Consider the following 25,868-nt stretch of genomic DNA (forward strand, 5'->3'; position numbering starts at 1 on the left):
AGGCCTTCAATTGGGAGAAGGGTGTATATGGGATCAAGAATGCGGCGGCGCTTATTAGAATCTTTTATTTGTGACTACAGCCCGGAAAGAAAAAGACAAGGGAGAATCGATCATGGTACATTCTCCCTTGTTTTTTTGTGTAAAGTTATTATCAATCAGTTCCGAAAAATACACAAAAAATCATATAAAGTTCCTGTGAGTTAAAGAGAATCATTGGAATCATTGATATAATGTCTATAGAAAATTGAAAAACATGAAATTATTTTATTTGATTTGTATAACACATGACTTGCTTAAGGAACTTAACAGAAATAAGTGCTGATCATGAAACGGTCATAATGGTTTGACATTGGGTGAGGAGAAAATACACATGGGCCATGTACTTGAGTTTAAAAATATTTCAAAATATTTTCCAGGTGTGAAGGCACTGGATCAGATATGCTTCCAATCATTTGGGGGAGAGGTTCTGGCATTCCTGGGAGAAAACGGAGCTGGAAAATCCACATTGTTAAAGGTGTTAAATGGAGATTATCAGCCAACAGAGGGAGAGTACCTGCTTGACGGGGTCCAGAAGCATTTTAACACGCCTCATGAAGCAATTCAGGAGGGAATCAGTGTCATTTATCAGGAAAGGCAGATATTGCTGGAGTTAAGTGTATCAGAGAATATTTTTCTGGGAAGAATGCCGGCCAACCGGCTGGGGGTGATTGATACAGCCAAAGCCAATAAAATGACACAAAAAATCATTGATGAATTTGGTTTGCCGATTGCCCCCGCTGCTAAGGTAAAGGATTTAAGCATTGCCTATCAGCAGATGGTTGAAATCATGAAGGCTTACAGCAGAGAAAATTTGAAGGTCATTTGTTTTGATGAGCCAACAGCCAGTTTAAGTGATTCTGAAATTGAGAGCCTGTTTCGTATCATAGAAAAGCTAAAAGAGCAAGGAAAAATTATTATTTATGTTTCTCATCGAATGAGTGAAATACAGCGGATTGCGGATAAGGTGGCAATTTTCAAGGATGGCCGGTATGTGGACACGGTAATAACCAAAGAAATTGAGGAAAAAAAGCTGATCAAGATGATGGTCGGCCGTGACCTGGGTGATATTTTCAAAAGTCTGGACAGGAATAAGCAAATAGGGGATGTTCTTTTAGAAATAAAAGATGTTTCCTCCGATTATGTGAAAAAGGCTTCCTTTACTTTGCGAAAAGGTGAGGTACTGGGGTTTTCCGGATTAGTTGGGGCCGGCAGGACAGAATTAATGCGGGCGATTATAGGGGCAGATAAGCTTCGGACCGGAGAAATTTATCTGGAAGGAAAGAAGATTACCAACCATTCCCCAAAGGAGGCGGTAGAAAACGGAATTGTTCTTGTGCCGGAAGACCGTAAACTGCAAGGGATCTTATCCAACTTAAGTGTTTCAGGCAATGTGAATATATCCTTATTGGATAAAAATTCTAACAGGTTCGGTGTAATTGATACAAAGAAAGAGAAAGAAAAAGTAGAAAAAAGCATAAAGGATTTTCGGATAAAGACTCCTTCACCGGATAAGAAAATTGTGGAATTATCCGGGGGTAATCAGCAAAAATGCATTGTTGCCAGGTGGATTGTAACAAATCCCAAAGTACTGATCCTGGATGAGCCCACCAAAGGAATTGACGTAGGGGCAAAGTCTGAATTCTATCATATGATCTGTGAATTCGCAAAGCAAGGGTTTGGAGTTATCTTAATATCCTCAGAATTACCCGAAGTAATTGGTCTTTCCGATCGGATTATTGTAATGAAATCCTTGCGGATATCAGGAGAAGTCAGTCGGGAAGAAGCAACGGAAGATGAATTATTAAGATTGGGAATGATAGGAGAATAAGATAATGAACAAAAATGAGAGAAAGATAAAACAGATGAAAGATGGCGCTGCAAAACGGATTATGAATGGAATCGGAGAGGATAAATTAGTTTTGTCTGCTGCGATCGTTGTAGTATTTATACTGTTTACATCCTTAAACCCCAATTTTTTAAGCATGCAGAACATGATTAATCTATTGGTTGCCGCCTCACTGGTTGGGATGGTAGCGGTCGGTCATACCTATCTGATTATTGCAGGGCAGAATGATTTGTCTCCAGGCTCCCTGGCAGCTTTTTCCGGGGTTGTTGTGGCCTTATTGCTGAACTGGGGTATGCCGCTGCCCGTTGCAATTTTGCTCACCTTATGCAGCGGGGCTGCAGTGGGACTGTTCAATGCCTGGATGGTGAATAAAATCAAGCTGGAGGCGTTTATCGCCACCCTGGTGACCCAGGCAATTGTGAGAGGGTTTGCCTATATCATCTGCAATGGAAAGCCGGTTGCTATAAGCAACAAATCCTTTATCCTTTTAGGAAAACTGAGAATCCTCAATATTCCGCTGGCAGTCTGGTGTATGATCCTTTCTTTTGTAATTTTTGGGTTCATTCTATCAAAAACAAGATTCGGACGCAGCATTTATGCAATTGGCGGCAGCACGGAAGCAGCAAGATTGGCAGGATTAAATCCACAGAGAATGAATACTCTTTGCTTTATTATTATCGGTTTGCTTACATCTTTAGGAGGAATCATATTTTCCGCAAGAATGAATTCAGGCCAGCCGTCAGCCAATATCAACCTGGAGTTTGATGCCATAACGGCTGTTATATTAGGCGGAGTCTCTTTTTTAGGCGGTGTGGGCAGTATGGGCGGGACCGTGTTGGGAGTCATTTTGATTCAGGCATTTAATACAGGACTTATTATGGTTAATGTGCCCAGTTTCTGGCAGTATGTAGCCCGTGGAGCTTTATTGCTGTTTGCTTTGGCATCGGATTACATCAGAAAGGAACGGCGGGAAAAGGAGTTATTAGCGGCAAGCATGAAAAGTGCATCATAGAAACACCCGGTATAATACCAGGAGTATGGATACATACAGGCTTCGGTAACATTTCACATGAGAATGTGGATGGATATAAAATTCTTAGAGGAGGAATAAAAGATGAAAAAAAAGCTGTTAAGTGTATTGTTATGTGCGGCCATAGCAGGGGCAATGTTAGTTGGATGCAGCACAGGGGAGACAACGCAGACGGAAACAGGCGGAGAAAAAAAGACTCAGGAGGAAGAAAAATTAGTTGTTTATGGTATTTATAAAGCAGGAGATCAGACCTGGTTTATTGATGAAGGGGAAGCTGCAAAAAAAGCAGTGGAAGCGGCCGGCGGAGAGTTTATCTATGTTGATGCTAAAATGAATCCAGAAGAATATTTAAAGGCCATTGATAACGCAATTGCAAACAATGCTTCCGGTATTGTAACCTGCATCCCGGATCAAACCATGTCCCAGGCAGTCATAGACAAGGTACAGGCAGCAGGCATTCCAATTGTTGCCGCAGATGATGCCCTTCAGGATGCTGCCGGTGAAAAACTTGCTCCATGGGTTGGAATCAATGCTTATAAAATTGGTGAAGCAAATGGAGAATGGCTGGGGAAATACGTAAAGGATAATAATCTTTCTTCCGATGGGGAAGCCGGACTTCTGATTATGACTATGGATACTGTATCCAGTTGCGTGCCCAGAGCAGAAGGCGAACTGGATAAATTCACAGAATTAGTTCCGGATTTTAATACCGGTAATATTTTCAAAGCGGATTACGATGGAACCACTGATAAAGGGAATACGGCCGCCGCCGCCGTCATTACTGCGAATCCACAGATTAAAAAGTGGATTGTAACAGGTGCAAATGAGGAAGGCTGTATTGGTGCGGCACGTGCACTGGAAAGCGCCGGGCTTGATGGGGAGGCATGCGTAGTAGGGCTTGGCGCCTATATGTCCAAAGACGAATGGAATAATAAGGGAGCGGAAGGAACCTGTGTAAAAGCTTCCGCATATTTCTCGGCCGAATCAGTAGGTGCAGGATCCGTTAAGGTACTGTTGGACCTTATAAATGGAAAAGAGGTAGAAAAGGAGATTGCGGTAGATGCAATTGTTGTTACTCCGGAAACCTATAAAGAGGTTATGGGAAGCTATGCAGAATAGAAGGTCCTGGTAAGATCCCCGAAGCGATGAAAACTTTATTAACCTAAAATTAAAAGTATATGGAAGTATGTCTGTACGGCATATACTCTGATTGAGCATGATTAAAAACCTTTTATTCCTTATATAGGCAAAATACTGGAGAATAGTATTGAACAGTCAAGTATATCTTTGCTATAATAAGAACAGCAGAATAAAAAGTGAGAGTGATTTCTTTGAATAAATATTATGATATATACTTGGACTTAGTAAAGGATATAAAAGAAAAGAAATATTTGCCGGGAGATTTTTTACCTGTTGAGATGAAGTTGGTTGAAAAATATCATGTTTCCAGAGAAACGGTGAGAAAGGCTCAGGCACTTTTGATGGAAAATGGCCTTATTCAGAAAAAGCAGGGCCGCGGGGCTATCGTTCTTGATATTAATAAACTTAAATTCGCCGGCTCTGGTCTGGTCAGTTTTAATGAAATGCAAAAAAAGCAGCATTTAAAAAGTGAAACAGCCATTTTGAAAAATAAAAGAGAAAGAATTTCAGGAGAATTAGCTAAGAAGCTTGATTTAAGTAAAAGAACGGAAGTGCTTTCTCTTGAGAGACTGAGAAAAATAAATGGAGAAGCAATTATCTTAGATAAGGATTACTTAATAGCTGAAATTATTCCTGAGATTCCATCATCAGCGGCACAGCTTTCTATCTACAATTATATTGAACATGATCTGGGTCTGAATATTGGGTATGCCAACAAAGAAATTACCATTGAACCTGTGACAGAGGAAGATAAAATACTGCTGGATATTCATAATGACACGCATGTGGCGGTTATTAGAAGTGAAGTTTATTTAGAAGATACGAGATTTTTTCAATACCATGAAGCAAGGCAGCGTGTGGATACATTTCGGTTTGTTGATTTCGCAAGAAGAAAAAATTTAATAGATTTTTAAATGAAATGAGGCTATGAAAAAACAATTAATTTTTCATAGCCTCATTTCATATGTTAAGTATAAAATTATTCCTCTTGTAATTGCTTTTCAAAAATTTTCATTTTAGAAAATACAAGAGTAAGAACAACCGTGATCGCAATGGAAGTTCCCATTGCCAGGAAATATACGCCCCAATATTCCGTAAAGACAGAAAGGAAGGCAGGTAATCCGGAAATTCCAATTGATCCGGCTTTAACACCTGCAAATGAAACAATTCCTCCTGCAACTCCGGCACCAATCATTGAAGCAATAAATGGGAAACGGTAACGTAAATTCACCCCGAAAATAGCAGGTTCTGTAATTCCCAACCATGCAGAAATAGCGGCTGATACTGCAACGCCTTTCATTTTTTTGTTTTTACAGATGAAGAATATTGCCAAAGCTGCGGCACCCTGTCCGAGACTTGCCATTACCTGGATTGGCCAAAGTGTTGCATAACCAAGAGCCCCAATCATTTGTAAATTAACTCCTAAGAATAAATGATGCATTCCGGTAACAACAAGGGGAGATACGATAGCTCCGAATATTACTCCGGCTATTACAGGAGAAATATCAAATAAACCGACAACTCCGTTTGTGATTAAGTTTGCAAACCACATTGTTACAGGTCCAATAATTGTAAAAGTAAAGAATCCGGTGATTAACAGTGTCAAAGGAGCAACAAAAATCAGCTGGACCATATCCGGTATTCTCTTGGATAAAAACTGCTCAGTTTTTGCTAAAAGGAAAGATGAGAATAAAATAGGTATAACCTGCCCTTGATATCCGATTTTCGCAATGTTCAGCCCTAAGATATTCCAATACTGAACCTCCTCAGGTGTCCTTGCATATTGTGCACCTGGCATCAATGCGGGATTTATTAAGATAAGTCCAAGTACAATACCTAAAACCGGATTTCCGCCAAACTTTTTAACTGCTGACCAGCCAACTAATGCAGGTAAAAATGAAAATGATGTGCTGGCGATGACGTTTATCATATTAGAAATGCCGGCCCAGCCAGGATGAACTTCTAAAACGGGCTGTTCATAAAAGATTCCCGGATTGGCAAGAAGATTGTTCAATCCCATCAATATGCCGGCGGCAACAATGGCTGGTAAAATCGGGATGAAGATATCAGCAAGGACCTTTACACCTCTTTGAACAGGATGTAACTTTTTATTGCTTTCCTGTTTTACTTCTTCCTTACTGGCTTCCTTTAACCCTGTTTCCTTGATAAGCGCAGCATATGCTTTGTTAACCAATCCCGGCCCGACAATGACTTGAAATTGTCCATTGGCTGAAAAGCTGCCTTTTACAATTTCTATTTTTTCCAATTCTTTTGTATCAACCGCTTTTTCATCTTTTAAAATAAATCTTAACCGGGTGACACAATGCGTTGCGGATGTTATATTGGGAAGTCCGCCGACAGCATTTATAATTTGTTTGACCTGCTCGTTTAAATCCATAGAAACTACCTCCTCCTTAATCGTATGCCCTTTTAAATTTGACTAGACAAATTATAAATATAATTTAACATGATTGAATCATGCATGTCAAGGTATACTTTAAAAAAACATGTATTTATCTGTACTTTATTTGATTGTTTTCTTCTTCTCATAAAAGTATTGCATTTTTTATGAATAGTGAATATAATTACTATGTAACATTTGTCTAGTCAAATTTCGAGCAAATGCCTTTGAGAATAAAAATGTTTCAGTTTCAGCAAAGAAAAAAGATAGTGGAGGAGATTACAATGAGACCAAATATTCTGTTGATGATTTCTCATGACAGCGGAAGGAAATTTAGCAGCTACGGATATAAAGTAGATACTCCTGCGATTCAGCAGATGTCAGAAGAGGGGATTCAATTTAATCAATACTTCTGCACAGCGCCGCAGTGCAGTCCCAGCAGAGCCAGCATTTTAACAGGTCTGTATCCCCATAATAACGGAATGATGGGGCTGGCTCACTTAGGTTTCTGCATTGACGGAAGTCATACAACCTTGCCTAAAGAATTGCAGAAGAACGGATATGAAACCACATTGATTGGATTAAGCCATGAAACGATCAACGTTGCTCCGCCCATTGAAGAGCGGGTTTTCTCTTCAACCTATGACTTAGGGTATGACAACTTTATTCCTGTTCCAGGTGACAGAGCTCCGAGAGTTGCAGAAGAAGTGATTACGTTCTTAGAAAGGCATAAGGGAAATCAAGAACAGCCATTTTACCTAAATGTCGGTTTTTTTGAAACTCACAGGAGCTTTGACGAGTATGCACCATATGCAGACAAACGGGAAGAAGTTAAGGTGTTTGACTTTCTGCCGGATACGCCTAATGTAAGAGAAGATATTACACTATTTAACGGTTCTGCTAAGGTCTTAGATGCTGCCATTGGAAAGATCAATCATACATTGTCAGAAACAGGATTAGATAAAAACACCATTGTTATTCTTACAACAGATCATGGAGTGGATTTTCCGGGAGCAAAAGGAACTTTAAAGAATGCAGGATTGGAAACCGCATTAATCGTTGTTTTGCCTGACGGCAAACAAAAGAACGCTCAAAAAGAGGCATTGCTGTGTAACGTTGATCTGCTGCCAACGGTTCTGGACTTGATCGGAGCAGAAATTCCTGATAATCTCGATGGAAAAAGCTTTGCTCATTTGTTGAAATCAAATGAGGATACCGGAAGAGAATCGTTCTTTTCAGAACTGACCTGGCATGATCGGTACCACCCAATGAGAGGATTAAGAACCAGGGAATTCAGTTATGTGAAAAACTTCGCAGATGGTCCGAAAGTGTACTTGCCCATAGATTCCCATTTAAGCTTATCCGGCGTTGATACCAGAGATAAATATTATGTTCCAAATGAAGAAGAAGAATTGTACGATTTACAAAAAGATCCTTTAGAGGAAAACAACGTGATCAATCATCCGGATTATCAGCATATTGCCTCTGAATTCAGAAAGAAAGTAGAGAACTGGATGGTTCAGACAAAGGATCCCCTTTTAAAAGGCCCGGTCATTGGTACCGGATCAAAAAGATGGGAGAAAGAGATAGAAGAGGGCAGGGCATACCCCGGAAAAAAGAAGTATTATGAACTGCATCCGGAAGGGGGAGGAGTTCAATCATGATAGATTTCAAAAAAAGCGTTGTGTATCAAATCTATCCAAAATCATTTAAGGATTCAAACGGGGATGGATTTGGAGATTTAAAGGGTGTAACCGAAAAATTAGATTATTTGCAGGAACTGGGTGTGGATTACATTTGGCTCACCCCATTCTATGTGTCACCGCAAAATGATAACGGCTATGATGTTGCGGATTATGGGAATATAGATCCTGCTTTCGGGACAATGGATGATTTTGAAGAAATGGTAGCTGCCGCCAGGGAAAGAAATATGGATATTATGCTTGATATGGTATTTAATCATACATCTTCTGAACATGCGTGGTTTAAAAAAGCAATTGTAGGAGAGAAGAAATACCGGGACTACTATATTTTTAAAAAGAGTGAAGGCGGTAAAGTACCAACCAACTGGAAATCTAAATTCGGCGGGTCTGTTTGGGAGCCTGTTGAAGGAACCGATGAATATTACCTTCATCTGTTTGACAAAACTCAGCCAGACTTAAACTGGGAGAATCAAGAAGTAAGGAAAGAAATTTTTGATGTTGTAAACTTCTGGATTAATAAAGGCATCAAAGGATTCCGCCTGGATGTCATTAACCTGATTTCCAAGCCTGATGATTGGAAGGACGATCATATGGGAGATGGAAGGCGTTTTTACACGGACGGTCCAAGGATTCATGAATTTTTAAAGGAATTGAACAGAGAAACATTTGGAAAATATGATGATATTATTACAGTGGGAGAAATGTCATCAACAACCATAGACCATTGTATCCGCTACTCCAATCCAGAGGAACAAGAATTATCAATGGTGTTTAATTTCCACCATTTAAAAATCGATTATAAGGATGGAGAAAAATGGTCGTTAAAGGATTTTGATTTTGAAGAGCTGAAAAACATCTTCGATTTATGGCAAAATGGAATGACAGAAGGCAATGGCTGGAATGCAGTGTTTTGGTGCAATCACGATCAGCCCCGTATTGTTTCGCGAATCGGGAATGACAGGGAATACCACAAGCAATCTGCAAAAATGCTTGCCACAGCCATTCATATGCTCAGAGGAACCCCTTATATTTATCAGGGCGAGGAGATTGGAATGACAAACCCTTACTTTGATTCCGTTGAACAGTATAAAGATGTGGAAAGCTTAAATTATTATGATATTTTATGTGCTCAGGGAGTACCAAAAGAAGAAGTGTTAAGGATCTTAAGCGTAAAATCCAGAGATAACTCTCGTACACCCATGCAATGGAAGGATAAGGAACATGGCGGTTTTACAACAGGAACTCCATGGCTGTCCGTGGGAGAAAGCTATCGGTCAGTCAACGCGGAAAATGCTCTCCGTGATAAGGATTCTGTGTTTTACCACTATAAGAAGCTTATTAAGCTTCGTAAACAGCATGACATTATTGCTTATGGAAACTATGAAACGTTATCCATTGAGCATCCAAAAGTATATGCATACATGCGGAGCCTTGAGGAGCAGAGATTGATCGTTTTAAATAACTTTTACGGAGAAAATACCCAATTCCTGTTACCGGAAGAAATAAATATCAATGGCTGTGAATCGAAAGTTTTAATATCCAACTATGAAGATTCTCCTGAAATGACCCGTTCTATTTCCTTGCGTCCCTATGAATCAATCTGTTATCTGCTTGATCGTTTCCATTCCAATGGACTTGCGGGAATTTGACTGCCAAACATGAGAACCTGCTGCTGAGTAACTGATATGTGCCCTTTAAAGGCCTTCCAATAACAACTATGTGACTGGAAGGCCTTTAACATTTATTCATTGGAAGTCAGTTTGTGAATGATCTGCTGATGCTGAGGGTATTTTTCTATTAAATCACTTCTTTTGAATAGCTCGAAGTCTTTAAATTCAAATCCTGGCGATACCATGCAGCCCACTAATGCATATCCCTTGTTATTCATAGCGGAACCAAATATATAATCCTTTGGCACCAATACCTGAGGCTTTTCACCATTTTCAATATCAAGTCCAAGCTGTTCGGTGAAAAACTCTCCCTTTGGGCTGATCATATAAATAGTCAGGGGAGAACCCGAATGATAGTACCACATTTCATCTGATTTTAGTCTGTGGAAATTAGATACTTCTCCGTCTCTGAGTAAAAAATAGATGCTTGTCCAAAGTATTCGTGAACCTTCAAAGTCAACTTTTAACTCTTTTGATGTTATACTTTCTTCTGACGCATAAATTTCTTTATAAAACCCACCTTCCGGATGTGCTGTCATGTTCAGGTTCTTAATAAAATAATCTGCTGTATGCATAGTGATGCTCCTTTCAATTTTCCTTATTATATTATAACGGATTATTTCCATATGTACATTTGATTCTATAAAATTTATATGTATGAGGCCATCTGGGCCTGGGTACAAAACAGCAGATGCCGGCAGCACCCATGGTCCCGGCCTGATTTACAGCGCGATAAGATTCTATGTTTAATTATGGAATCACGAACTTATTTTTATAGTATTTTGGTCCTCTGGCGCGCTCTCAGCTGCCGGTTCGATTTTTTTCCTATGAGCTGAAAGCTTATCTTTTTTTATTGAGCCAGAATAGATCAAAGCAATTTTAGCACAGGCTGGCCCGATTAATTCATACAATACCGAGGAAGATAATATGATTGTCAGCAGCATATTTCCCATACTGTCGGGTAATACCCTTCTGCCCAGAAATGCAAGGCCAATTGCGACCCCGGCTTGAGGGATCAGGGCTAATCCTAAATAGTTTCGTATAGCTTTTGGTGTTTTAGCCATCATACAACCCAAATAAGCGCCAAGATATTTTCCTGCAATTCGAATTACAAAATAAGTTACGCCGATCACCCCCAGAGTACTGAACGAGCTGATATCTAAACTCATCCCTGATACAACAAAGAATATTGATAATATAGGCGGAGTAAACCGTTCAACTTGCTTGTATAATTCCTTGTCTTTCGTCATATTGATATAGGTGGCGCCAAAAAGCATACAAGAAAGCAGGGGTGAAATATCTGCCGCGGAACATAGACCCGCAATTCCAAGAAGAAGTGAGATCGTTAATATCAACCGGTTATCCTCGCTCCGTTTAGGAGTCATTAGCTTGCTAAGTATAGCACCGCTTATAAAACCAATTACCAAAGCACCAATATTATAAACGATAGGCATGGTAATTTCTGAAACAGAAATATTTTCACCAACATTAGCACTGACATAAGCAGAAGCTAAGCTGAAAGCAATAAGGCACACAGCATCATCAAGTGCAACTACCTGCAGTAAAGTATTCACAAAATTTCCACGTGCATGATATTGCCGAATGGTAACCATAGTGCTTGCAGGTGCTGTTGCCGTTGCAATCGCTCCCAAAAGCAGACAAAAGCCCCAGTTTAAATGGAATATGTAGTGCACGGACAAAGTTACGAATATTCCGGCCAGTAAAGCTTCCGATAAAGTAATAACAATAACGCCCATTCCGGTTTCTTTAAAAGCCTCTTTTTTAAAAAAACGTCCCACACCAAATGCGATAAAGGCTAAAGCAATGTCGCTGATAAAGCCCATATTTTCAACCATTTCATGTGGAATCAAATTCAAAATATATGGCCCTATCAGGACACCGGCCACAATATAGCCAGTTACATTCGGCAGCTTAGCCAGTTTTGTAATACGGGTGAACAGAAATCCGGAAAGTAAAATTACTGACAAAGATGAAAGAACAATTGTTGTGTCATTTGAATGATTTAAAAGATTACCCATTGATTAACACTCCTTTATAACATTAAATTTTCAAATGCGGATAAGAACACGCATGTTAAAGTCCAATATGATGATGAGACAAGACAAATAAAAAGATAAAGTAGTTTTAAATAATTTCGCCTGTCGCGAAAACGAAGCATATCGAACTTTTCCAGCATCATCAGAACAAGAACAGCATTGACTGTTATTTTTATCGAAAGCAGGTGTGCGGCATGAATTACTAAATCCGCTGAAAAACAAAGTGGTAAACAGAAAAACATGAGTGCAATATTGGCCAAGACTATTCCAGACCAACCTGAATGCTTCATTCCGAATTTAACAATTTCTACGTAGCGGGATAGTGAATCACAATCAGCAGAATTTTGTATTGTTGTCCGAAAGTGATTATTAAAATAGTCAGAAGAATATGGCAGCGGTTTTATTACATTAAAAATTAGAATGTGCCATACAAATAAAAGTTTTAGCCTCATTATCCTTGCCTCCCTTTCTGACTTATGCTATCATTATAGTCATAAATTTTATAATGTAAATTTATAATATTTTAATATATAATAATAAATACTTATAATTGGAGATGGACTAAATGGTTGATGCTAAACTCTACACCTTATTGGCAGTGGTGGAATTTAACAGTTACACACGTGCGGCAGAACATTTGTCTTTGACACAGCCAGCCGTAACTCAACACATAAAACAATTGGAAAAAGAATTGAATATTAAGATCTTTAACCGTGCCGGAAGCGAGATAAAGCCCACAAATGAAGGGAATATCGTAATTCAGTATGCCCGGCGAAGCATCGCCTTATATCAGAGGATGGAACAAAGTATTTTGGATGAACAGCGCCATATAAGACGGCTTACGGTTGGAATTACTCATACTGCGGAAAGCAATGCTGTGGCTGAAGTATTAGGAAAGTACAGCTCCAAAAGTCCAGGCACAAGCATAACAATTATTTCTGACTCCATAAATAATCTTTATGATATGCTTAGAAATTATGAGGTAGATATAGCTGTTGTTGAGGGGAAGGTTCAAGATGCCAGCATTAACTCGCTTCTTCTTGATACAGATTCTTTAATGCTGGTGGTATCAAACAATAATCCTTTAGCAAAAAAGAGCATGGTGACCATAAACGAATTAAAAGAGGAGCCATTAATTCTTCGCAGGCCGTCATCAGGGACAAGAAACCTGTTTACTGCCCACTTAGAAAGCAATAACATCTCACTTGATGATCTGAATGTCATTTTAGAGGTTGATAATATTGCCACGATTAAAGATCTTATAAGACGGGATATAGGCGTTTCTATACTTTCCCGAAGCGTGTGTCTTGATGAACTGAAGAAAGGGAAGATCACTGTACTGCCAATTGAAAATCTCAGCATGATTCGGGAAATTAATATTCTATATCACAGTGATTTTAAGCATGTAGATATTTTACAAAGTATTATGAAGGAATATAATAAGGTTATAAAGTTCTATGCTTCTTAAAGCCAGATCAACAAAGCGTCAAACCGCACCAATCGCTGCGGCTTGCTGATTGATACCAGAAATGTAAAAGAAATCTTTAGAAATTGTTCATTTCTGCGCTTTGAGTGATATACTTATTTTATTACGTCTATCAATCATTGCAGGAATAAGATCATAACGGAAGCAGGGACAAATAATGAAGCTATATGGTAAATATTTCAGAAGATACAAAGTGCCGTTTTTTATAGCAGTTGTGTGTGTGACGCTGGAAGCGGTCTGCGATTTGCTGGGCCCCACACTGATGTCCCGCATCGTGAACAGCGGAATTGAAAAAGGCTCTCTGGCAAAGGTTTATTACTGGGGGATGCTGATGCTCATTGTAACTCTGGCAGGCGCTTGCTTTGCTGTTTCACGAAATATTCTGTCAAGCCAGGTTTCTCAAAAAATGGGCGCGGATTTACGGGCGGACTTATTTGAGAAAATCATGTCCTTTTCGGAAGTAAGTGTGGATAAGGTTGAAAGCGGTTCACTCATAACCAGAATGACAAATGATACTTCTCAGATCATACAGTTTGTAAATGGAATCATGCGTATTTTCCTTAAGTCTCCCATTACCTGTATCGGCAGTATTGTAATGGCAAGCCTGCTCAACTTCCGGCTCAGCCTTGTTATTTATGGAGTAGTAGCCGCTGTTACCATATTAATTTATATCAGTATGAAAATCAGCTATTCAAGATTTTATCAACTGCAAAAGGCTATGGATCAGGTTAATTCAAAGGTACAGGAATATTTGATCGGTGTCCGGCTGGTCAAAGCATTTGGTACTTATGAAAGGGAAACAGATAAATTTGAAAAAGCAAACTCAAATTTAATGCAAAAGGGAATATCCTCCCAAATGGTCATCACAGTGATCTCGCCTTTTCTGACCTTAGTTGTAGGAATCGGTACGGTAATTGTGATTTTCATTGGAAGCAGGCTATTTGCCCTGAATCTGGCAAATACGGGAGATATTACGGCGTTTACGATCTATATGGCGCAAATACTTACTTCTCTCATTATGATAACAAATGTATTTACTGTCTTTGTTCGTACTAAAGCTTCTACAGCCCGGATCCGTGAAGTATTTGACTGTGAAGAAGATTGTTTAAGAAGTAACAAAGACAGAAAACTCAGTGGAAAAATCACCTTTGAAAATGTCACCTTTGCCTATCCCGGCGGAAGTGGAGTTCCGGCAATCAAAGAACTTTCTTTCACCGTAAACAGCGGGGAAAGCCTTGCGATAATCGGCCCAACCGGGAGCGGCAAATCAACAATTACCTGGCTGCTCCTTCGTTTTTATGATGTGGACAGGGGAAAGATAATTCTGGACAATTACGATATAAAAATGCTGGGCGCAGATGAGGTCCGAAGCAATGTGGCGATCGTTCCTCAGAAACCAATGCTGTTTTCAGGATCAGTAGCGGAAAACCTCAGATGGGGAGATAAATCCGCCGCTATTGAGGAACTGCGGCAGGCAGCTGAAAGAGCACAGGCAGACTTTGTTATGCAGATGCCTGATGGGTATGACAGTCTTCTTGGAAGCGGCGGAGTTAATCTGTCAGGAGGACAAAAGCAGCGCCTTTCAATCGCCAGGGGGATGCTGAAAAAAGCTCCGGTATTGATTTTAGATGACGCAACCAGTGCACTGGATGCCGTCACCGAAGCAAAGGTACGGGAAAACCTTAAAAATAAAGAGTTCAGCCAGACGGTCATTATGATCACACAGCGCTGTGGAACAGCCATGTCTGCGGATAAAATTCTGGTTATGGAGAATGGAAGGAACGTGGGATTTGGTACACATGAGGAATTAATGGAGTCTTGTGAAGTTTATCAGGATATCTATCATACACAGATTGAAAGCGGCAGGGAGGCATAACATATGGCAGAAAAATTCAGTCAGCAGCAGCCAAAAGTGCCGGCCATGGGGCGCCGTCTGGGCGCCGGAAGGGATCGTTTTGCTCCGACTGCAAAACCTAAGAATGCAAAAGGAACGTTAATCCGGATTGTAAAAATCTATATGCGGTGGGCTAAGACTATATTTGCTGCAATTTTTTTAACAGTTATTTCTTCTATGATATCGGTTGCAATTCCGTATTATGTGGGTAAGGTATTCAATACCTTTGATACTGCCAATAGGAGCGTGGACTCCCAAAGACTGGTTTCGCTTCTGATCATCATATTCAGTTTATATCTGGTCAATTGGCTGCTTCAATTAATAAACGGTGTCATAATGCTGCGGATCTCCCAAAAGCTGGTTTTTACGCTTCGTACTGAATTTTTTGGGAAGATGCAGAAGCTTCCTCTGGATTTTTATGATACACGGTCTCATGGAGATACCATGAGCAGAATTACCAATGACGTGGATAATATCAGTTCCACCATAGCGCAGACAACGACGCAGCTGATCTCCAGTATCTTAACGCTTGTGGGTTCTCTGGCCGTCATGCTTCGTCTGAATCTGCCGCTTACCTTTACGGTTTTGCTGTGTGTGCCGCTGGTTTCCTTATTGACCAAGATGATTGCTTCCAAAAGCCGTGCTTACTTTTTGGCACAGCAGAGAAGTCTTGGAGCACTTAACGGTGTCATTGAAGAGAATATTCTTGGTTTAAAAATGGTGAAGGCCTTTGACAGACAAGAGGAGGTTATTTGGCAGTTTAAGGAAATCAACGATCGTTTATGTGAAAGCAGCAATAAAGCGCAGGTCTGGTCTGGTTATATGATGCCCTTAATGAATGTCATTAATAATTTTGTATTTGCTGTTGTTGCCATCTTAGGCGGTATCTTATCCGTAAGCCATGGCCTGAAAGTAGGTACGGTTGTGAGCTTTTTAAGCTATTCAAAGCAATTTGCACAACCGCTGAATTCAGTGGCAGGCATGTTTAACACAATACAATCTGCACTGGCCGGAGCCGAGCGGGTTTTTGAAATATTGGATCACGAGGAAGAAGCAAAAGATCAAATAGACGCAATTGAAGTCCGGCATCCCATAGGAGAGGTTTCTTTTCATAATGTTTGCTTTTCTTATGATAAGGAAAAACCGATTCTTAAAAACGTAAGCTTTCATGTAAATCCAGGTGAGGTCATTGCATTAGTCGGAGAAACAGGGGCAGGAAAAACCACAATCGTCAATCTGTTAACCCGGTTTTATGATGCGGACAGCGGTGAAATTATGATTGACAAGATACCCCTCACCCATATCAAACGGGACAGCTTAAGAAAATGCTTCTCCGTTGTGCTTCAGGATACCAGCCTGTTCAGCGGAACGATCATGGATAATATCCGTTATGCGAAAAATGACGCTGCAGAGGAAGAGGTGATCAAAGCGGCGAAAATTGCCCGTGCCCACGACTTCATCAGTAAACTTCCCAAAGGATATTCTACAAATATCTCCGCAGCCACTGATAATTTGAGCCAGGGACAGAGACAGCTGATATCCATTGCAAGAGCAGTTCTCTGTGACAGTCCGATTTTAATCCTTGACGAAGCAACAAGCAGCGTTGATACAAAAACTGAGAAAGAGATACAGAAAGCTTTGGTCAGTCTCATGCAGAACCGCACAAGCTTTTTGATTGCCCATCGCCTTTCAACAATCCGGGACGCGGACCACATTATGGTAATTGGTGACGGACAGATCCTGGAAAGCGGAGATCACCAAAGTTTAATGAAGGAGCAGGGCCGTTATTATGAAATGGTTATGAATCAGATGGGAAAGACATTAGCTTCAAAGAAATCTATTGTTTTTAAAGAACTATAAACGTATAAAGTTCAGAAAGGAGTAATTTATGTTATTTGATATTTTAAAAACCAGGAGAAGTATCAGAAAGTTTCAAAATAAGGAAGTTGAAAAGGAGAAGATCGATGTAATTCTTAAAAGTGCCCTGTTAGCCCCGTCATCGCGATCAATAAGACCTTGGCAGTTTGTTGCCGTCACCGATGCAGAACTGATTCGGCAGCTCTCTCTGTGCAGAGAACCTGGTTCTCAGTTTTTAGCAGGTGCACCATTAGCAATAGTAGTAATAGCGGATAACGGTTCCAGCGATGTGTGGATTGAAGATGCTTCCATATCGGCAACCATAATTCAATTGATGGCACAAGATTTAGAACTGGGGTCATGCTGGATTCAGGTAAGAGAAAGATTTCATACAAAGCAAGAGACAGCAGGGGAATACATTAAAAAAGTGCTGGAGATCCCTGAACAATATAGTGTGGAATGTATGGTTGCCGTTGGTTATCCTGCGGAGGACAAAAAGCCATATGAAGAAAATGCGCTGCCATATCAAAAACTCCATTTTAACAAATTTTAACTTTAATATCCGGGAATGGGAAAGAGGGAACGATGTATTTTATTACGGCGGTTGGATTCGTGAACCGGGTGTTGCGATTTGCAGCTGCAATGATGGATTAAGGCCAGTTATATTTAAGCTGGAAGCCATGGAGGAGAAGTCACATATAGAATATGAGCCTGTTAATCGCTAAACAGGAAGAAAATTTATAAATAATAATGGTTTTTTGTTTTTGGAAGGCTGGAATAAGTTGTTTTAAATGGCGGGAAAAGGATTATTAATGCGAAACCTGGAGGTAAACAGAATGGAAAAAGTTAATATCAATGAAAAGCTGAATGCGTTTAGTGAATACTGGAGTCCCAAAATCGTTGGTGATATCAATGAATCCTATGTAAAGCTGGCAAAGCTGAAAGGCGAATTTGTATGGCATATGCATGAGAATGAAGATGAAATGTTCATGGTTATCAGGGGAAGATTGTTGATTAAGCTGCGCACAGAAGATATTATTCTAAACGAAGGGGAATTTTTTATTATTCCAAGGGGAATTGAACACATGCCTGTTGCTGAGGAGGAAGTCCATGTAATGCTCCTTGAACCCAAGACAACATTGAATACTGGAAATATTAAAAACGAAAGAACTGTGGAAGTTTTAGAAAAGATATAACTGACCGCATGTTTAAAAGAATTTCGGTAATGGAAGAGCAATAGGCTGCTGAGGAAAAATGCATACATAAAGCCGGCAGAACTGGAGAATCAGATGACAAATATATTTATAGAGGGAATGCAGGGTTCTGGCAAAACCACATTAATGAGATCACTACATGAGAAACTAAATGGATATCACATGTATCTGGAAGGAGATATTTCGCCGGTAGAACTGTCATGGTGCAGTTACATGACAGAGGAAGAATATCAACAGGCTCTTGCGGCATTTCCTGATCTGGCACCAGAAATAGAAAAGTATACGGTAAAAGAAGAAAGTCACTTTATCACGGCGTATACGCGGATCATTACTGATGTAAAGGGGTTTCATCAATATATGGAGCAGTATGAAATATATGGCGGAAGGCGTTCCTTTGATGAATTTAAAAATGTGATTTTTAGCCGCTTAGAAAACTTTCATGGTACAGGCAATCTGTTTGAATGTTCATTCTTTCAAAACATAATTGAGGAGTTGATGCTGTATTATTGTAAATCAGAAGAAGAAATTCTTGATTTTTACAGAGAACTATTTACAGTTATCAAGCAAAAAAGTTTTAAATTGCTCTATCTCTGTTCTGATAATATCGAAGGCGATGTTCTAAGGATCAAAAAAGAACGGGCCGATGAAAATGGTGTGGAGATGTGGTTTCCCCTCATGATGAAATATTTAAATGCTTCACCCTATGGAAAGAAATGTGAGTTTGTGGATATGTCTCACATGATTGCTCATTTTAGGAGACGTAGGGATTTAGAATTGAGAATAATGAAAGAAATACTGGGAGAGCATTCTATTATTTTGCCTTCTAAAGCTTATGATATTGGGGGTGTTGTAAAAGGGATAGGGAATGATATCACTCGTTCGAAAACACTGTAAAGGAGTTGGGATTTTGGATAACAAAAGAGAACAGCTCATGAACGATAAGGAATTAATTGGCTGATAACTTTGCTGTCAGAACAATTGCTGCTTCCGGCAGCCTGTTTGTCGCCGGTTCAAAGGGCATCCCTCATTGGATAGGGATGCTCTTTCTGCTATCTGTGCATGATAATTATCAATTTCCAATGATTATCACCTTCATAGGATCGTCATGTTCAAATGCCCGCCATTTCTCAATGATCCACATTTCCTGCAATCTGACTTTCTAACCGTCGTTTTATTAAAATCACATATATATTCCGTAACTCCTGACCATAATAAATCTCAAAAACTCAATTGCCCGCAGAAACACAAAGTTCATATAAATTTTATAAATCTGACAGGAAATTAATAAAAAAACGTAAAAAGTGCTACAATATAATATTGCGCTATTTTTTACGGAAAAACAGACAAACTATCTGTAAAAGGATGTTGGCATGTATGAGGGATTTCTTAAATAAGGAGGAGCTTCAATTGGAAAGCTTGTTGGAAAAAATTAATTTTTATATAAATTCTCCGTTTTTGCTGTACATTTTATTGATACTGGCGGTATTGATTTGTTCTGCACTGTTTATCCAGTATTACCGGCTGTATCACTTTAATAAGAAGGCGCGTTTTCCGGCCTGTTTCCAGGAAGAAGATAATAAACCGGGGCCCAGCGAGTGGGAGAAGCAAATGCTTGATCTGGCAGAAGGCCACAGCCAGGTCAGACTGGTGGGACGCAGCTTTGTCCTTAATGATTATAATCAGGCTGCCTATAAAAAACTGAATAAAATAAGAGACAGCATCTCCGCTGCATCTACGGATATCATTTCCCTGATTCCGGCAGCGCGCTGGCTCTTTGATAATTTCCAGATGCTGTACCGGGAAATTAAGAGAGTGCGTACCTCGGGAACCAGCTATGCTGTATTGCCGGTACTGAAGGGAAAGGAATACCGTAACTTTCCCCGTATTTATGTTGTAGCAAAAAAGATGGTGTCTCTCTCCGGCGGACACTTAAGCGAAGAAAATATTTCCATAATGCTGAATGCCTATCAGCAGAAGATACCCCTTACGGATAAGGAAATCTGGGTTTTACCGGAAGTGCTGGGTTTTTGCCTCCTTGAAGAAATTATTGTGATCGCAGAAGAGATCCTACGTATGATTGATGTGAAGTCAAGAGCAGAAAAGTTTCTCCGGGATAAGCTGGCTGATAAACAGGGGCCGGCTGATATATCGGCACTGCTTTGCAAAATAGAGGATAGCTTAAGGCTGAACTACTCGTTCCATGCCCACGTCATATACCTGCTGAAAAATATGTCATTTGATGAGGCTTCCACTCAAAGATATCTGGAACATCATTTTTCTTCCGTGGAAAGACAGGTAAAAACCTCCGGCATATTCATGGAGGAAGGAAGGATTGAATCATTTCTTGAGACAAATATACGGACTTTAATTGTCAGCTTAAGAGATATCAATGAGGTGGACGAGGAAACCTTTTTTGAGGAATATTCTTGTCTTGAGCAGATTTTGTCACAGGATCCGGATGACGTTTATTCCAAGATGGATATGGAATCCAGGGGCATGTACCGCGGGATCATTGTTAAATTGTCGCTCCGCTACCGGCTGCTGGAGGAAAAGATAGCAAAGGACTGCCTGGAACTGGCGGTTCAGGGAAGAGAGGATCTCCATTGTTCCCATCATGTGGGAACCTACCTTTTAGGTAAGGGGTATCCGGTCCTGAAAGCAAAAGCATTGGGGAAGCCGGTCCCTGAACATATTAAGAAACGGGTGAACGTAAATGGCCTCCTTTATTTCTTTACCCTGTTCCTCATTGTTTTGGGGCTGAGTGCATGTTTGGCTTATGCGTTCCGGACCCTTGGCGGGCTGCAGGCTGTCAGCCGGTATGTGATAATCCTTTTGGCCGCATTGCCGCTGCTGATCGGTGTTGCCATTGAAATTACGAATTTTATATTTACCAGAAGAATTGTGGTCAGGAAGATTCCTTCCCTGAACTATTTACAGGAAATACCAAAGGAAGCAAGAACCTTTGTGATCATGCCGGTTATCGTCTCCTCTAAGGAACAAGGCCTGGGATACATGGAACGCCTTCAAAAGCATTATCTGGCAAACCGGCAGCCAAACCTTTTTTTTGCATTGCTCCTTGATTTTGAGGATTCGCCGGACCAGCTCATGGCAAAGGACCAGGTGATCGAAAACGCCCTTGTCCAGCGAATGAAGGAATTGAATGAGCTCTATCCGTCGGAGGAGCAGCGTTTTTCCCTGTTCTTCCGCTGCCGCAAATGGAATAAGGCGGAGAACTGCTATATGGGATGGGAGCGTAAGAGAGGAAAGCTGGAGGAATTTAACAGTCTTTTAAATGGAGCGGGAAAGGAGGATACCACCTTTTCCTCTATTTACTGTGACGAAAGGCTTCTTACCACCTTCCAATATGTGATTACACTGGATGCGGATACAAATCTGCTCCGTGACAATGCCTCGAAACTGGTGGGGCTGATTGATCATCCTTTAAACAAACCGGTTCTGGATCCGGCAGGCCAAAGGGTGGAGGAGGGATATGTCATCATACAGCCCTCGGTGAGAAACCATATTGCGGATAAGACCGGCAGCAGGTTTACGAAAATTTTTGGAGGAGAATCAGGCCTTGCCCATTATGGAACCGTAATATCAGATATTTATCAGGATATTTTCAACAAAGGAATTTATACAGGGAAGGGTATTTATGATTTGAAGGCCTTCCACAAGGTGCTTCAGAATAAGGTGCCGGAAAACCGGATTCTCAGCCATGACCTTTTTGAGAGCTGCTATGCGCGGACGGCTTTTTCCAGCACAGTCAAGATCATGGACAACTTTCCCAGCAGTGTGTTGTCCTTTACCAAAAGAGAACACCGGTGGCTGCGAGGGGACTGGCAGCTGCTGCCCTGGCTGTTTATGAAGAAAACCAGGGATGGGAAAAGCCTTTGTGCATTATCAAGATGGAAAATCTTTGACAATTTAAGAAGAAGCCTGGTTCCTTTAAGCAAAACTCTGTTTGTATTGCTGAATCTGGCATGGATGCCAAAAGCATATAATCTTTGGTTACTCCTTGTTTTCTTTAATGATATGTTCAGCCTTGTGATCCTATTGCTGGCGGTAATTACCCAGAAACTGTTCCGGCCCAAGCTTGCCCTTGTTTATAAAGGCTTCTTAAAGGAGCTTGCTGCGATGATTTACAGGGCATTTCTGGAGTTTACAATCACTCCTTACCGTGCTTATGTAGCAGCCGATGCGATTGTCAGAACCCTGTACCGGATCTTTGTCAGCAAAAAAAATCTGCTTCGCTGGAATACGGCGGAGTCAGTGGATGCATCCATTGTCAATACAAGAAGAGGATATTTTCTTACCATGTGGAGTTCTCTTCTTCCGGCATTCGTGCTTGGGATTATTTTATTCATGGGGTATTTGAACCTGGCAGGAGTGATTCTGACGGCAATGGTAATTGCTGACTGGTTTTTTTCCTTTGAAATTGCATACCGGATCAGCCAGCCGGAGGAGAAGCTTCATTTAAGAGATAAGACTCAGGATAATGAGCTGCTTCTGGATACTGCACGCAGAACCTGGCAGTTTTTTAAGGAGCTCTCCACAAAGGAAAATAACTGGCTTTGTCCGGATAATTATCAGATTTCAGTGGTTGAGAAAGTCAGCGATAAAACCTCGCCCACCAATATGGGACTTCAGTTTCTGGCAATTCTTTCAGCCAGGGATCTTGGATTGGAGACTCTCAGCTCTACGGTTGAAGCCGTGGAAAACCTGATGGAAACAGTTCAGAAAATGCCCAAATGGAACGGGCATCTTTATAACTGGTATCACATTAAAACCCTGGAGGTGCTGAACCCTGCCTATATATCAACCGTGGACAGCGGCAATTTCCTGGGGCATTTAGTTACTTTAAAAAACGGCCTTTTAGATCAGATCAACAAGCCGGTTTATCCGGACAATTTTCTTTCTGAACTTAGAATCGCAATTGAGAACAGCAATAAGGAAATACAGAGGAGAACAGGCAATCCTGCCCTAAATAAGCTTAAGACCGGGTATCAAAGGATCGGGCAGCTGGTAGAAGATCTTGCGGATATCTGGGAAAACTTAAATGGAATGGAGCTTAAGCCGCCTGGAGACTATCCATGGACCAGACAGCTGATGGCTCTCATAGACACCATTGTAAATGAGGCTGCGGCTTTAAAGCTCAAGGAAGAGAAGATCTCTTCTTATCCGGTCCTCAGCCGTATTGCATCGGAGGAAAACAAATCTGCAGACAGCATGATTGACAGGATCAAAACAATCAGCAGTAAAATAGACTGCATTTTAGAAAATGTAGATTTCCGTTTCCTGTTTAACGAAAAAAGAATGCTGTTTCATATTGGATATCATGTATCCTCCCACACCCTGGATGACGGCTGTTATGATTTAATGGCATCGGAATCGGCACTGACAAGTCTTCTTGCCATAGCCATGGGAGAAGTGCCGTTAAAGCATTGGTATAAGCTGGGAAGACCTCTTACCATTGTTAAGGGAATTCCATGTTTTGTATCCTGGAGCGGAACCATGTTTGAATATCTGATGCCGAATCTTGTATTTAAAGAATATGAAGGCTCTGTCTACTCGGAGACTTCCAGGGCAGCGGTGCTCCAGCACATCAAGTATGCAAAGGAGGCGGAAATACCCTGGGGCATATCGGAATCCCAGTATTACCGTTTTGATTTAAACTCAAATTACCAATACAAAGCCTTTGGCGTTCCAAAGATAAGACTCCAGCCGGTCCGTAAGAATTCCCTTGTGGTTGCTCCCTATGCAACAATGCTGGCTCTGGATGTTGCAGAAGAGGAAAGCATGAGCAATTTAAAAAGGCTGAAAAAATTAGGCGCTTACGGCAATTACGGCTTCTATGAGTCCGTTGATTTTAACGTGCCCAATTCTTTGGAGCTGACCCCGTATTGCATTGTAAAATCCTATATGGCCCATCATCAGGGGATGATTCTGGCAGCCATCAACAATCATATGAATGAGGGAATCCTTCGGGAGCGGTTCCATGGGGAGATGATGATAAAGGCCTCGGAAGTCCTGCTGGAAGAAAAACGCCAGTCCTATTTGATCTCCATTGCAAAGCAGGGATATACAATAAAGATTGGAAAGCCTCTTTTTAAAGAGGACATTTACAGTAACCGGTATATCAACAGTACAGGCATGAATCCACCGGTTGTGAATTATTTATCAAACGGCAAATACTCGCTGATGGTAACGGCCGATGGGGATGGCTTCAGCAAATATGAGGACCGTATGCTTTACCGGTGGCGGTCGGATATTTATGCGAATACCGGTAATTATATCTATATCAAGGACATGAAGCAGGGGAAGGTTTGGAGCGCTGCTTATCATCCTACAAAAACAGAGCCAGAGGAGTACCAGGTGATTTTCAGCCCTCACCAGGCGGAATTTAAACGCAGGGACGGGGATATTTCATCGCACATGATCGTCAGCCTGGATGCAGACCATAACTTTGAGGTGCGCAAGGTTATATTCACCAATCATGGGAATGAGGAAAAACAGCTGGAAGTGACCAGCTATCTGGAGGTGGTGGATGACACCCATCTGGCAGAGATCAGCCATCCTGCATTTAATAAGCTCTTTCTGGAAAGTGAGTTTGTGAAAGAGCAGGAGATCTTCCTCGCCAAAAGGCGGCGGAAGAAGGAGGATGATAATTCTTATGTGATGCATATGGTAAGAACTGGGGTGAAGCTGTGCAAAAAACTGGAATACGAAAATGACAGAAAGCATTTTATCGGAAGAAACAATACCCTGGAGAATCCGGACACGGTGATGAACAGCATTGCCTTTTTCAATCATTCAGGCTTTTGTAATGATCCGATTATGAGCCTGAGGGCACAGTTTTATATAGGAGCAGGTGAAACTGCCTGCATTTCTTTCATTACCGGTGTGTGCGGCAGTAAAGAGGAAGCAATAAAAATCGCTGAGGAACTGAAAGTAACTTACCGGATCGATGATATCCTGGAGAAATTCAGGCTTCAAACCAATCTGGAGTTAAAATATCTGGAGATTAACAGGACCCAGCTGAACGCCTTTCAGGATTTAATCAGCCCGGTCTTCTACCCTGCGGGCATTTACAGAGGGCCGGATGAAAATATAAGGCGGAACTTTATGAATCAAAGCTTTTTATGGAAATTCGGCGTGTCCGGGGATAATCCTATCATGCTTTTAATGGTTCGGTCCATAAAAGAGGAAAGAATCGTAAAGGATGTATTAAAGGCTTACGAATATTTAAGGATCAACCGTGTTATGGTGGATTTAATTATCCTGATCGATTCCAAACATGGCTACCTTCAGGAAGTGGATGAATTGATCAGGGATATGACAAGCTCTCTGCGGATTTATGATTCGGGAAGGGAAAAGCCAAGCTTTTTTACACTGCACACCTATGATATGAAGCCGGCGGAGATTGATCTGCTGTATACGGTAGCACGGGTTGTATTCTCAGAGAAATCGGGGATTTATTTTACCAATGGAAAAGAAAATCTGTATGAATTACTTGAAGAATATTAGGCTT

17 protein-coding genes and 1 pseudogene are annotated in these 25,868 nt (G+C 40.8%); 14 read left to right on the forward strand and 4 right to left on the reverse strand.

Annotation, left to right across the window (positions count from 1 at the left end; all coding sequences use genetic code 11):
• Positions 1-370 precede the first annotated feature (370 nt).
• The 4 genes from K401_RS0112165 (at position 371) to treR (ending at position 4,969) form a co-directional block, all read left to right on the forward strand.
• Positions 371-1,867, forward strand: coding sequence for a sugar ABC transporter ATP-binding protein (locus K401_RS0112165; RefSeq protein WP_024293205.1), 1,497 nt, complete (start codon positions 371-373; stop codon positions 1,865-1,867).
• 4 nt (positions 1,868-1,871) lie between these two features.
• Positions 1,872-2,897 (forward strand): ABC transporter permease, encoded by a 1,026-nt coding sequence (locus K401_RS0112170; RefSeq protein WP_242842304.1) that lies wholly within the window; start codon positions 1,872-1,874, stop codon positions 2,895-2,897.
• Between the two features lie 102 nt (positions 2,898-2,999).
• On the forward strand, positions 3,000-4,034 hold the full coding sequence (locus K401_RS0112175; RefSeq protein WP_024293207.1) for a substrate-binding domain-containing protein: 1,035 nt from the start codon (positions 3,000-3,002) through the stop codon (positions 4,032-4,034).
• 212 nt (positions 4,035-4,246) lie between these two features.
• The gene (gene treR / locus K401_RS0112180) at positions 4,247-4,969 is read left to right on the forward strand and encodes a trehalose operon repressor (protein WP_024293208.1); all 723 of its coding nucleotides are present in this window, start codon (positions 4,247-4,249) and stop codon (positions 4,967-4,969) included.
• 65 nt (positions 4,970-5,034) lie between these two features.
• On the opposite strand, the gene treB is transcribed toward treR, so the two are convergent.
• Positions 5,035-6,453, reverse strand: a complete 1,419-nt coding sequence (treB, locus tag K401_RS0112185) for a PTS trehalose transporter subunit IIBC (protein WP_024293209.1) — start codon at positions 6,451-6,453, stop codon at positions 5,035-5,037.
• Between the two features lie 287 nt (positions 6,454-6,740).
• On the opposite strand from treB, the gene K401_RS0112190 reads away from it, so the two are divergent.
• Positions 6,741-8,120, forward strand: coding sequence for a sulfatase family protein (locus K401_RS0112190; RefSeq protein WP_024293210.1), 1,380 nt, complete (start codon positions 6,741-6,743; stop codon positions 8,118-8,120).
• Complete coding sequence (gene treC / locus K401_RS0112195) at positions 8,117-9,808, forward strand: alpha,alpha-phosphotrehalase (RefSeq protein ID WP_024293211.1); 1,692 nt, start codon at positions 8,117-8,119, stop codon at positions 9,806-9,808. Before K401_RS0112190 ends, treC begins: the two co-directional genes overlap by 4 nt.
• 92 nt (positions 9,809-9,900) lie before the next feature.
• Here treC and K401_RS0112200 read toward each other — a convergent pair whose 3' ends face one another.
• From K401_RS0112200 to K401_RS0112210, 3 genes are all read right to left on the reverse strand, one after another.
• Complete coding sequence (locus K401_RS0112200; RefSeq protein ID WP_024293212.1) at positions 9,901-10,404, reverse strand: cupin domain-containing protein; 504 nt, start codon at positions 10,402-10,404, stop codon at positions 9,901-9,903.
• 183 nt (positions 10,405-10,587) lie between these two features.
• Positions 10,588-11,868: a cation:proton antiporter gene (locus K401_RS0112205; protein WP_024293213.1), complete on the reverse strand. Its 1,281-nt coding sequence runs from the start codon at positions 11,866-11,868 to the stop codon at positions 10,588-10,590.
• 14 nt (positions 11,869-11,882) lie between these two features.
• Complete coding sequence (locus K401_RS0112210) at positions 11,883-12,338, reverse strand: hypothetical protein (protein ID WP_024293214.1); 456 nt, start codon at positions 12,336-12,338, stop codon at positions 11,883-11,885.
• A 113-nt stretch (positions 12,339-12,451) separates the two neighbouring features.
• Here K401_RS0112210 and K401_RS0112215 point away from each other — a divergent pair, with 113 nt between their 5' ends.
• The 8 genes and pseudogenes from K401_RS0112215 to K401_RS0112250 all read left to right on the forward strand — a co-directional run bounded on the left by K401_RS0112215 (position 12,452) and on the right by K401_RS0112250 (position 25,864).
• Positions 12,452-13,354, forward strand: coding sequence for a LysR substrate-binding domain-containing protein (locus K401_RS0112215; RefSeq protein ID WP_024293215.1), 903 nt, complete (start codon positions 12,452-12,454; stop codon positions 13,352-13,354).
• Between the two features lie 175 nt (positions 13,355-13,529).
• Positions 13,530-15,248, forward strand: a complete 1,719-nt coding sequence (locus K401_RS0112220; RefSeq protein WP_024293216.1) for an ABC transporter ATP-binding protein — start codon at positions 13,530-13,532, stop codon at positions 15,246-15,248.
• A 3-nt stretch (positions 15,249-15,251) separates the two neighbouring features.
• Positions 15,252-17,126 (forward strand): ABC transporter ATP-binding protein, encoded by a 1,875-nt coding sequence (locus tag K401_RS0112225; protein ID WP_024293217.1) that lies wholly within the window; start codon positions 15,252-15,254, stop codon positions 17,124-17,126.
• A 28-nt stretch (positions 17,127-17,154) separates the two neighbouring features.
• Positions 17,155-17,676, forward strand: coding sequence for a nitroreductase family protein (locus tag K401_RS0112230; protein ID WP_024293218.1), 522 nt, complete (start codon positions 17,155-17,157; stop codon positions 17,674-17,676).
• A gap of 25 nt (positions 17,677-17,701) precedes the next feature.
• Positions 17,702-17,848 (forward strand): annotated as a pseudogene (locus tag K401_RS31215) (TIGR04076 family protein); the annotation flags it as partial.
• 111 nt (positions 17,849-17,959) lie between these two features.
• The gene (locus K401_RS0112240) at positions 17,960-18,319 is read left to right on the forward strand and encodes a cupin domain-containing protein (protein WP_024293220.1); all 360 of its coding nucleotides are present in this window, start codon (positions 17,960-17,962) and stop codon (positions 18,317-18,319) included.
• A gap of 93 nt (positions 18,320-18,412) precedes the next feature.
• Positions 18,413-19,231 (forward strand): P-loop NTPase family protein, encoded by an 819-nt coding sequence (locus tag K401_RS0112245; protein WP_024293221.1) that lies wholly within the window; start codon positions 18,413-18,415, stop codon positions 19,229-19,231.
• Between the two features lie 513 nt (positions 19,232-19,744).
• A complete protein-coding gene (locus K401_RS0112250; RefSeq protein ID WP_166435269.1) occupies positions 19,745-25,864 on the forward strand; it encodes a glucoamylase family protein in 6,120 nt (2,039 codons plus the stop codon).
• Positions 25,865-25,868 lie beyond the last annotated feature (4 nt).

The organism is Lacrimispora indolis DSM 755, assembly GCF_000526995.1.
Classification (GTDB): Bacteria; Bacillota; Clostridia; order Lachnospirales; family Lachnospiraceae; genus Lacrimispora; species Lacrimispora indolis.

Excerpts from the sequence above, each read along its gene's own strand:
- K401_RS0112165 (WP_024293205.1), top strand. The coding sequence starts at position 371 with ATGGGCCATGTACTTGAGTTTAAAAATATTTCAAAATATTTTCCAGGT.
- K401_RS0112170 (WP_242842304.1), top strand. The coding sequence starts at position 1,872 with ATGAACAAAAATGAGAGAAAGATAAAACAGATGAAAGATGGCGCTGCA.
- K401_RS0112175 (WP_024293207.1), top strand. The coding sequence starts at position 3,000 with ATGAAAAAAAAGCTGTTAAGTGTATTGTTATGTGCGGCCATAGCAGGG.
- treB (WP_024293209.1), bottom strand. The coding sequence starts at position 6,453 with ATGGATTTAAACGAGCAGGTCAAACAAATTATAAATGCTGTCGGCGGA.
- K401_RS0112190 (WP_024293210.1), top strand. The coding sequence starts at position 6,741 with ATGAGACCAAATATTCTGTTGATGATTTCTCATGACAGCGGAAGGAAA.
- treC (WP_024293211.1), top strand. The coding sequence starts at position 8,117 with ATGATAGATTTCAAAAAAAGCGTTGTGTATCAAATCTATCCAAAATCA.
- K401_RS0112200 (WP_024293212.1), bottom strand. The coding sequence starts at position 10,404 with ATGCATACAGCAGATTATTTTATTAAGAACCTGAACATGACAGCACAT.
- K401_RS0112205 (WP_024293213.1), bottom strand. The coding sequence starts at position 11,868 with ATGGGTAATCTTTTAAATCATTCAAATGACACAACAATTGTTCTTTCA.
- K401_RS0112210 (WP_024293214.1), bottom strand. The coding sequence starts at position 12,338 with ATGAGGCTAAAACTTTTATTTGTATGGCACATTCTAATTTTTAATGTA.
- K401_RS0112215 (WP_024293215.1), top strand. The coding sequence starts at position 12,452 with ATGGTTGATGCTAAACTCTACACCTTATTGGCAGTGGTGGAATTTAAC.
- K401_RS0112220 (WP_024293216.1), top strand. The coding sequence starts at position 13,530 with ATGAAGCTATATGGTAAATATTTCAGAAGATACAAAGTGCCGTTTTTT.
- K401_RS0112225 (WP_024293217.1), top strand. The coding sequence starts at position 15,252 with ATGGCAGAAAAATTCAGTCAGCAGCAGCCAAAAGTGCCGGCCATGGGG.
- K401_RS0112230 (WP_024293218.1), top strand. The coding sequence starts at position 17,155 with ATGTTATTTGATATTTTAAAAACCAGGAGAAGTATCAGAAAGTTTCAA.
- K401_RS0112240 (WP_024293220.1), top strand. The coding sequence starts at position 17,960 with ATGGAAAAAGTTAATATCAATGAAAAGCTGAATGCGTTTAGTGAATAC.
- K401_RS0112245 (WP_024293221.1), top strand. The coding sequence starts at position 18,413 with ATGACAAATATATTTATAGAGGGAATGCAGGGTTCTGGCAAAACCACA.